The organism is Veillonellaceae bacterium (assembly GCA_012523975.1).
In the GTDB taxonomy this organism is placed as follows: Bacteria; Bacillota; Negativicutes; order JAAYSF01; family JAAYSF01; genus JAAYSF01.
The window spans coordinates 1-7,182 of the sequence record JAAYSF010000010.1 but is presented as its reverse complement, the minus strand read 5'-3'; the positions used below and the strand labels follow the sequence as shown (position 1 = coordinate 7,182).

Genomic DNA, 7,182 nt, shown 5'->3' with positions numbered 1-7,182 from the left:
TGGCCCGTTGGTCAAGCGGTTAAGACACCGCCCTTTCACGGCGGTATCAAGGGTTCGATTCCCTTACGGGTCACCATATCATGGGTGATTAGCTCAGCTGGGAGAGCGCCTGCCTTACAAGCAGGATGTCGGCAGTTCGATCCTGTCATCGCCCACCAAATATTAAACCGATTAATTAGAGAAAATATCTAATTAATCGGTTTTTTTTACGCTGCTTTCGCTTCTGATAACTAGGTGCTGGTGAAGGAAAACGCAGAAATTTAGCGAACAATGTCAATGAAAGGAGATGAGCTATCCTGCTTAGATCCAGAACGGTGGAAAAGTTTGCAAAAATTTTACTTATTGCTGCCTCACTGTTAATTTTAGTTGGCATTATGCGAAATTATGCTATAACCCAGTATGATAGAATTATTCTCGATAAGCGTAACCAGGCAACTGTAATTGCCCACTATATAGAATTGAATTTGGATAATCGTCTCACCGCCCTAGCGATGGTTGCAAATGACCCGGATATACGGAGCCTGAAACCTGATAAAATGGCGGACGAGCTGAAGCGAACTGTTAATAAATTAGGCTTTTTTAACGCTGTTGTTTTTGATCGCAATGGCAATTTTATCACTGAAGCTATCCCGGAATTTCACATTGGCAAAGTATATGACCAAGATAGTTTTAATAAAGTGTTATTGGGTACGCCCACCATTTCTAACCGGATAGTATATAACGGACTTGATACTGCTTATGTAAGCTTACGTGTGCCATTATTTGATGAAAACGGGCAGGTTAAGGCGGTACTTGTTGCCGGTATGCCAATCAGCCAAATTGCTGATATGGTTAATCAAACAATGAAAAAATCCTTGCTGGGTGCTGAAGAATACGTATTTATCATCGATAACAATCTTAACTATATTGCCCATCCACGCTTGCAGGAGCTCTATCTCAAAGAAGAGGATAATGCCCACGGCTCGTTTTTCCAAGATAACATAGACCATAGTATTGAGGCATCAGTGCTTGATCATACTGAAAAGCTTTACACTTTTACCAACATAGAGCATGCTAATTGGCGAGTTGTTATTGCGACACCATTAGCTTCACTTTACGGTTCAATGTTCAAACGGTCATTGAATGACCTGGTTATTTTTACCTTACTGGTAATTATTATTGGACTATGCTACAGGGTACTCAAACAGCGGCAGGCTGAGAAACTGGCACTAGAGAGCCTGCAAATGGAGAGATTAAGCTGCGCAAGCCAAATGGCGGCATCGATTGCTCATGAAGTCCGCAATCCGCTTACTTCAATTAAAGGATTCATTCAATTAATAATGCGCAAACCTGACCGGCCGGCACCGCCCAGCTATTTAGAGGTCATTGCTGCAGAAATCGAGCGGATTGAAAAACTAGTGACCGAGTTTCAATTGCTGGCGAGGCCGATAAAGCCGGCTATATTTCGGCCGGTTAACATGGTTCGGGTAGTAAAGGACGTTGTAATGCTTATGGAAGGACAGGCGTTTAATAAAAAAATTGAGCTCACCTTCGAAGATCAGCTCGATAATCACTTATCAGCCATTTTCCATACGCAGGGTGACCAGGCGCAATTAAAACAAGTTTTTATAAATCTACTGCGTAATGCCATTGAGGCAGTAGATGAAGCGGGTAGGATAAATGTGAATTTGACGCTGCGGGACTCAATGATTGCTGTCACTATAAAAGACAATGGAATGGGAATGCCGCAAGAAGTTTTACTAAAACTGGGCACACCATTTTATACAACTAAAACTAATGGAACCGGGCTGGGGCTGTCAGTCTGTTTTAATATTATTGAAAGTCACGGTGGTAAAATAGAAGTTACCAGCCAAGAGGGCCGCGAAACTACATTTACCGTTCTGCTACCCTATAATCCGCGGATAACCTTTTAATAGCCTAAATCTTCGCCGATAATTACGATATGAATATCAATAGCAAATGGTTTTTTATGCATAATAGTAGTTACGTTACAAATCCGGCTTGGTTTTTGACAGTCCATGCATTCTCCGGTGGTTGTGCAGGGATTGGACAAACCGAGCCGTTTGTTGTTAATGGGGGCAGCGTATAATTTGATTCGTTGTTCAGCCTCGGCGGTATTTTTCACAATTTTATTGATGCCAACAACTACAATCACCTGTTTGGGTCCAAAAATCATTGAAGCGACGCGATTGCCAGCGCCGTCGACATTAACCAGTCTTCCATCTAGGGTAATGGCATTGGTGCTGCTCAGGAATACATCGCAGGTTAATTGTTTGCGCCGCATTGCGAGCTTTTCTTCCGGGCTTAGGCCGGGTTTATTATGGTTAAAGATGGTATTGCCCACAGACTCCAGTTGTTTAGTTAGGCCAAGTTCTTCGACAGTCGAGGATCCGCCAATGCCAACTGTCGCGCTTTTTGGAATCATACCGAGGATGTGTTCTGTCGCATCTGCGCGGTTTTCAAAGTAGGCTGCAGTGAAATTGTTTTTTTCTAAAGCTTTAACGACCTTATTTCCCAGTATTTCATTGTGCCAATTTACAAATTGATTCATGTAATAACCTCCTTATAGGGTAATATAAAGTAAGCCTTGCTTCAGAAGAGTTTTAACTCGACCTGAGGCTTAGTCTTCGGTTAATTATACTGAGTAACTTTCTACAAAATTGTTAAATTACCTTTTATTGGGTTTGGTTCCAACAGAGCAAAGGAGGAGGAGTAGCTTAACAGTTGGGCGTATATAACTAGGGGAGCGATTAACGTATTGAGGGAGGCGCTAAGATGGATACTAAAGAACGCCGAACAGCTATACTTAATATATTAATGGGAGCGGCTAAACCTGTGACCGGAACAGTACTAGCTAAAAAGCTTGGTGTGAGCCGGCAAATTATTGTCGGCGATATTGCACTTCTACGGGCCAGCGGTATCGATGTTTATGCTACGCCGCAAGGCTATGTCGTGCCGGCGAAGGGTGAAGACAGGAAGATTAGGGCAACATTGGCTTGTCACCACACAAGAGAGGGAACTGGCGATGAGCTTAACATTATTGTCGATAATGGCGGGAAAGTCCTTGATGTTGTTGTTGAGCATCCGCTTTACGGTGAGATAAGGGCTAATTTGATGCTGTCGTCACGGCGTGAGGTTGACGAGTTTTTAAAAAAATTAGCTTTGAGTGGAGCTGAGCCGCTATCTATTGTAACAGGCGGCGTTCATTTGCACACTGTAGAAATTTCTGACCGCCAGGCGCTTGAAAAAATCGAAGAACAATTAAAAGCGAATGGAATATTGCTAAAGTAATAGAGAATGGAAAGAATGGAGCATAAAAGCCCAACCCTCCGGGCAGACTGAGTAGTTCAGCACTGTCGTTGGTTGGGCTTATTCATTGCTAAATGACAATTTCGTCTATTAGGCGGGTGACTTTACCCGCTTAAACAATTTTCCGGGCAGGAAAGTTGTCGTTATTGCTCCGGCAATCGGAATTATAGATAAGATAATAAATACACTAGGAATGCCGAAATGGTCGGCAATATATCCGAGAATAGCCGCCCCCAGGCCGCCCAGTCCGATGCTGAATCCTACTGTTAAACCAGAAGCGATTCCTACATAGCCAGGCATCATTTCCTGAGCAAAAACCAGTGTTGTGGCAAATGAGGAGGTCAAGGTGAGACCAATTATGCCTAGCACAACAAGTGTAGCAATGCCGCTAGTATAGGGAAGTAGGATTAAGAATGGCAATGAGCCGAGCATTGAGAACATAATAACCGTTTTACGTCCGTAACGATCGCTTACTGCTGCCCCTAAAAAAGTTCCGATTACACCTGTAAGTAAATATGCTGAGAGCAGATAACTGGCGTAAGCTGTGCTTCCGCCCAAGTATTCAGAGTAGTATAAAGGAATATAAGTAGTAAGTCCGGTGTGAATACTAGAGCGAACAAAAATTACCATCACCAGCAAGCTTAGAAACACAACATTAATTGATTTCTGCGCAATTTGTTCCGGCGATGCAGTAGCTTTTTCCGTTTGCTCATTCGCGCTAAAACAAGGTAGATTTACCCAAAGCAATATTGACATAATTGCTGCGGGTAGTACAAAGTAGATTGCGTTGTCTAGGCCGCCCCGAAAATCTAATAAAAATGACATTAAGATTGTACCTAGAGCAAGTCCTAGATTGCCGCCTACCGAAAAGAACCCCATACTGCGGCCTCTTGTCTGAAGAGAGCTGACAAAGTGAGTAGATTTTGAGCCTTGTGGATGAAAGGCGGCAATTCCCAGGCCCCCGAAAATTATAGCTGCAAGCATTAGATAGTACGAGTCAACAAGTCCAGCGGCAGCCATGCCGAAGCCGGAAATAAACACCCCGGCAGGCAGCAGCCAGGGCATTGACACTTTATCGGATACATAGCCGAATACCGGCTGAATAAGTGATGATGTAATGTTCTGTACAAGGACGATAAAACCAATCTGGGCGTAGGTAAGGGTGAATTTGGCTTTTAAAAGCGGCAGCATCGCCGGCAGCGCACCTTGGGCCAAATCCGTAACTAAATGCCCAAAGGTAAGCAACATGAGCGGCTTGGTAATAAAATCGGTCTTCAAAGTATCAACCTCCAATTTATCCCATGCTCAATATACACTATATCTAAGTCTATGTCTAAAAAAAAGTTATTGTCATTTACAGAGACTTGTTATATAATGTTTACAGCTGACAAGACAACTGTAAATACACATAGTGAAGGCTTTTTCGATGGTATTGCTACAAAGGCTTCTCTTATAGCGGATAAACTAAGGCCATTATCGTGTAAACTAGTTGATACAAGAAAAGACAGTATCCGGACTTAATGCTGGATAACATGGATAATAATATGATGTGTCGAGTTGTCGAGATAACTGATTCTGTTAAGGCTCTTGACATAAGTTTAGCTATTGGCAGGATTAAATAACACCAGACAGGAGGATAACATGGACATTATAAGCCGTTTAGAACGAATACCAGCCGGCCGTTTTCATTATAAATTGCTGCTGATTACCGGCCTTGGTTGGATGTTTGATGCAATGGACACCGGCATAATTGCGTTTGTTTTGCCGACTCTGGCTAAGGAATGGGGATTATCGGCTACGCAGATAGGGTATATCGGCAGTATTGGACTCGTTGGTATGGCGTTAGGTGCAGTTTTGGCGGGATCGGCCGCTGATAGATTTGGCCGTAAGAAGATGTTTGCGTCAACTTTAGTCTTATACAGTATAGCGACAGGGTTGTGCGGTGTCGCGCCAAGCTATGAGTGGCTGCTGTTTTTTAGATTTTTAGTAGGTTTTGGACTGGGGGGGCAATTACCAGTCGCTGTGACATTAGTCAGTGAATATTCCCCGCCGGCTAAGCGCGGAAAGTTTATAGTTCTCTTGGAAAGTTTCTGGGGAGTAGGCTGGTTGGTCGCGGCCCTGATATCATACCTGGTTATCCCGCGTTATGGCTGGCATATGGCTTTCCTTATCGGAGCGCTGCCGGCTCTATACGTTTTCCACTTTTGGCGGAATGTGCCAGAGTCGGTTAGATATCTCATCAATAAAGGTAAAATTCAAGAAGCTCATAAGATAGTCAGTGGCTTGGAAATGGCTGCGGCCGGGCTAACGCCTGCTGCCGAGGCTATCGCTCCGAAGGCCCAGGAAACCACCCAGACGACTTTTGCTGACTTGTGGACTTCGTCCTTCCGGCGCCGTACGATTGTGCTCTGGCTGATTTGGTTTGGAATTGTTTATTCGTATTACGGAATATTTACTTGGCTGCCATCATTGATGGTTGGAGAAGGTTATACGATAATTAAGACTTTCGAATATGTACTTATTATGACAGTAGCGCAATTGCCTGGGTATTTTACGGCAGCATACTTAGTTGACCGAATTGGGCGAAAAGCTACGTTGTCCGGATTTATGGCGATGAGCGCTGTTTGTGCCTACTTTTTTGGCCAGGGTGGCAATCCGGAGACAGTTTTATTTTGGGGAAGCTTGATGTCCTTTTTCAATCTCGGGGCATGGGGGGTTGTTTATACCTATACTCCAGAGCTATATCCTACGCGGATGCGGGCCTCAGGGTCCGGTTGGGCGGCTGCCATTGGTCGTATCGGCGGTATTTTGGCGCCGACTGTTGTTGGCTTCATGATTACCGGCAGCGGCGGGTTTAATAAAGTATTCGTGATGTTTACCTGTGTCATGTTCGCAGTAGCTCTAGTTATTCTCTTATTCGGGGAGGAAACCAAAGGGAAGTCGCTTGATGAAATAAGCGGCTAAAATAAATCGGCCGCCATACAGGCGGCCGATTTTTAAATATTGATATCTACATTGTTACCAAGATGGGGCGGGGAGATTATAGGCATCGATGTATTGATGAGATTAACTAAACCCTGTCCATTCTGCTCCATTGTGTCCATAGTCTTCCTTAAAATCAGAATGCTAGCGTCATTTTGAGCTGAGGCTTGCGAAGAGATTATTGATAAAGCTGCAATATCCATGTGGAGCCTCCTTATCTTGTTCTATATAATTTAAGTATACACTGAATTGTAATTTATGCCAACTAATACCTTTGATGATATTGTGTATACTTTATGTTATAATATTTTAAAAATCTAGGAGGCAGCATAATGGTTTCAATTGGTTTTATAGTCGCGTTTCTTGCGGCTTTTTGGGTTTATAACGATGCCAAACAACGCGGCCATGATATAGGTACTGCAATTTTGTGGTCATTAGGCACTTTGGCGATGCTTGTCGTCTTTCTGCCGCTATATTTGCTTTTCGGCCGGAAGCCGCAGCTTAAGAAAAATCGTCAGGACAGCGATATTATTGACGTCGAGGCAACAGTGACAACAGATAGTTATTTAACCTGCACCATGTGCGGTAAAAACGTAAAAGACGAGTTTAACGTGTGCCCTTATTGCGGTTTTACGCTTAAACCTGAATGTAAAAACTGCGGACAACATCTCAGCCGCGACAATAAATACTGTCCTACCTGCCAAACCCCGACCGATCTTAAGTAGTTATCAAGAAGTCCCCAAAAAAGTTTTATGTAAATGTTAGACAAGACAATTATTTTATGATATAATAACATTTGTCGTCAAAATCATATGCGCCCGTAGCTCAGGGGATAGAGCACCGGCCTCCGGAGCCGGGTGCGCAGGTTCGATTCCTGCCGGGCGCACCATA

7 protein-coding genes and 3 tRNA genes are annotated in these 7,182 nt (G+C 43.7%); 7 read left to right on the top strand and 3 right to left on the bottom strand.

All coding sequences use genetic code 11. The features are described from left to right. Window position 1 precedes the first annotated feature (1 nt). From GX348_01485 to GX348_01475, 3 genes are all read left to right on the top strand, one after another. A tRNA-Glu gene (locus tag GX348_01485) sits at window positions 2–76 on the top strand. Between the two features lie 6 nt (window positions 77–82). Continuing rightward, window positions 83–158: transfer RNA gene (locus tag GX348_01480), tRNA-Val, on the top strand. Between the two features lie 156 nt (window positions 159–314). After that, complete coding sequence (locus GX348_01475; GenBank protein ID NLP40858.1) at window positions 315–1,913, top strand: GHKL domain-containing protein; 1,599 nt, start codon at window positions 315–317, stop codon at window positions 1,911–1,913. On the opposite strand, the gene GX348_01470 is transcribed toward GX348_01475, so the two are convergent. After that, window positions 1,910–2,551 (bottom strand): lactate utilization protein, encoded by a 642-nt coding sequence (locus GX348_01470; protein ID NLP40857.1) that lies wholly within the window; start codon window positions 2,549–2,551, stop codon window positions 1,910–1,912. The genes GX348_01475 and GX348_01470 overlap by 4 nt on opposite strands. A 224-nt stretch (window positions 2,552–2,775) precedes the next feature. On the opposite strand from GX348_01470, the gene GX348_01465 reads away from it, so the two are divergent. Next, window positions 2,776–3,291, top strand: a complete 516-nt coding sequence (locus GX348_01465; protein ID NLP40856.1) for a transcription repressor NadR — start codon at window positions 2,776–2,778, stop codon at window positions 3,289–3,291. Between the two features lie 108 nt (window positions 3,292–3,399). Here GX348_01465 and GX348_01460 read toward each other — a convergent pair whose 3' ends face one another. Next, the gene (locus tag GX348_01460) at window positions 3,400–4,587 is read right to left on the bottom strand and encodes an MFS transporter (protein ID NLP40855.1); all 1,188 of its coding nucleotides are present in this window, start codon (window positions 4,585–4,587) and stop codon (window positions 3,400–3,402) included. A 363-nt stretch (window positions 4,588–4,950) separates the two neighbouring features. Between GX348_01460 and GX348_01455 the strand changes: the two genes are divergently transcribed. Beyond that, window positions 4,951–6,273, top strand: coding sequence for an MFS transporter (locus GX348_01455; protein ID NLP40854.1), 1,323 nt, complete (start codon window positions 4,951–4,953; stop codon window positions 6,271–6,273). Between the two features lie 32 nt (window positions 6,274–6,305). On the opposite strand, the gene GX348_01450 is transcribed toward GX348_01455, so the two are convergent. Further along, window positions 6,306–6,494 carry a putative motility protein gene (locus GX348_01450; GenBank protein NLP40853.1) on the bottom strand — a complete coding sequence of 63 codons (189 nt, stop codon included), beginning with the start codon at window positions 6,492–6,494 and terminating at the stop codon, window positions 6,306–6,308. Window positions 6,495–6,620: 126 nt separating this feature from the next. On the opposite strand from GX348_01450, the gene GX348_01445 reads away from it, so the two are divergent. Beyond that, window positions 6,621–7,016, top strand: a complete 396-nt coding sequence (locus tag GX348_01445) for a hypothetical protein (protein ID NLP40852.1) — start codon at window positions 6,621–6,623, stop codon at window positions 7,014–7,016. 89 nt (window positions 7,017–7,105) lie between these two features. After that, window positions 7,106–7,180, top strand: a tRNA-Arg gene (locus GX348_01440). Window positions 7,181–7,182: the final 2 nt, after the last annotated feature.

Bases quoted from the DNA above. Each gene is read 5' to 3' on its own strand.
- GX348_01470 (NLP40857.1), bottom strand. From the start codon at position 2,551: ATGAATCAATTTGTAAATTGGCACAATGAAATACTGGGAAATAAGGTC.
- GX348_01465 (NLP40856.1), top strand. From the start codon at position 2,776: ATGGATACTAAAGAACGCCGAACAGCTATACTTAATATATTAATGGGA.
- GX348_01455 (NLP40854.1), top strand. From the start codon at position 4,951: ATGGACATTATAAGCCGTTTAGAACGAATACCAGCCGGCCGTTTTCAT.
- GX348_01450 (NLP40853.1), bottom strand. From the start codon at position 6,494: ATGGATATTGCAGCTTTATCAATAATCTCTTCGCAAGCCTCAGCTCAA.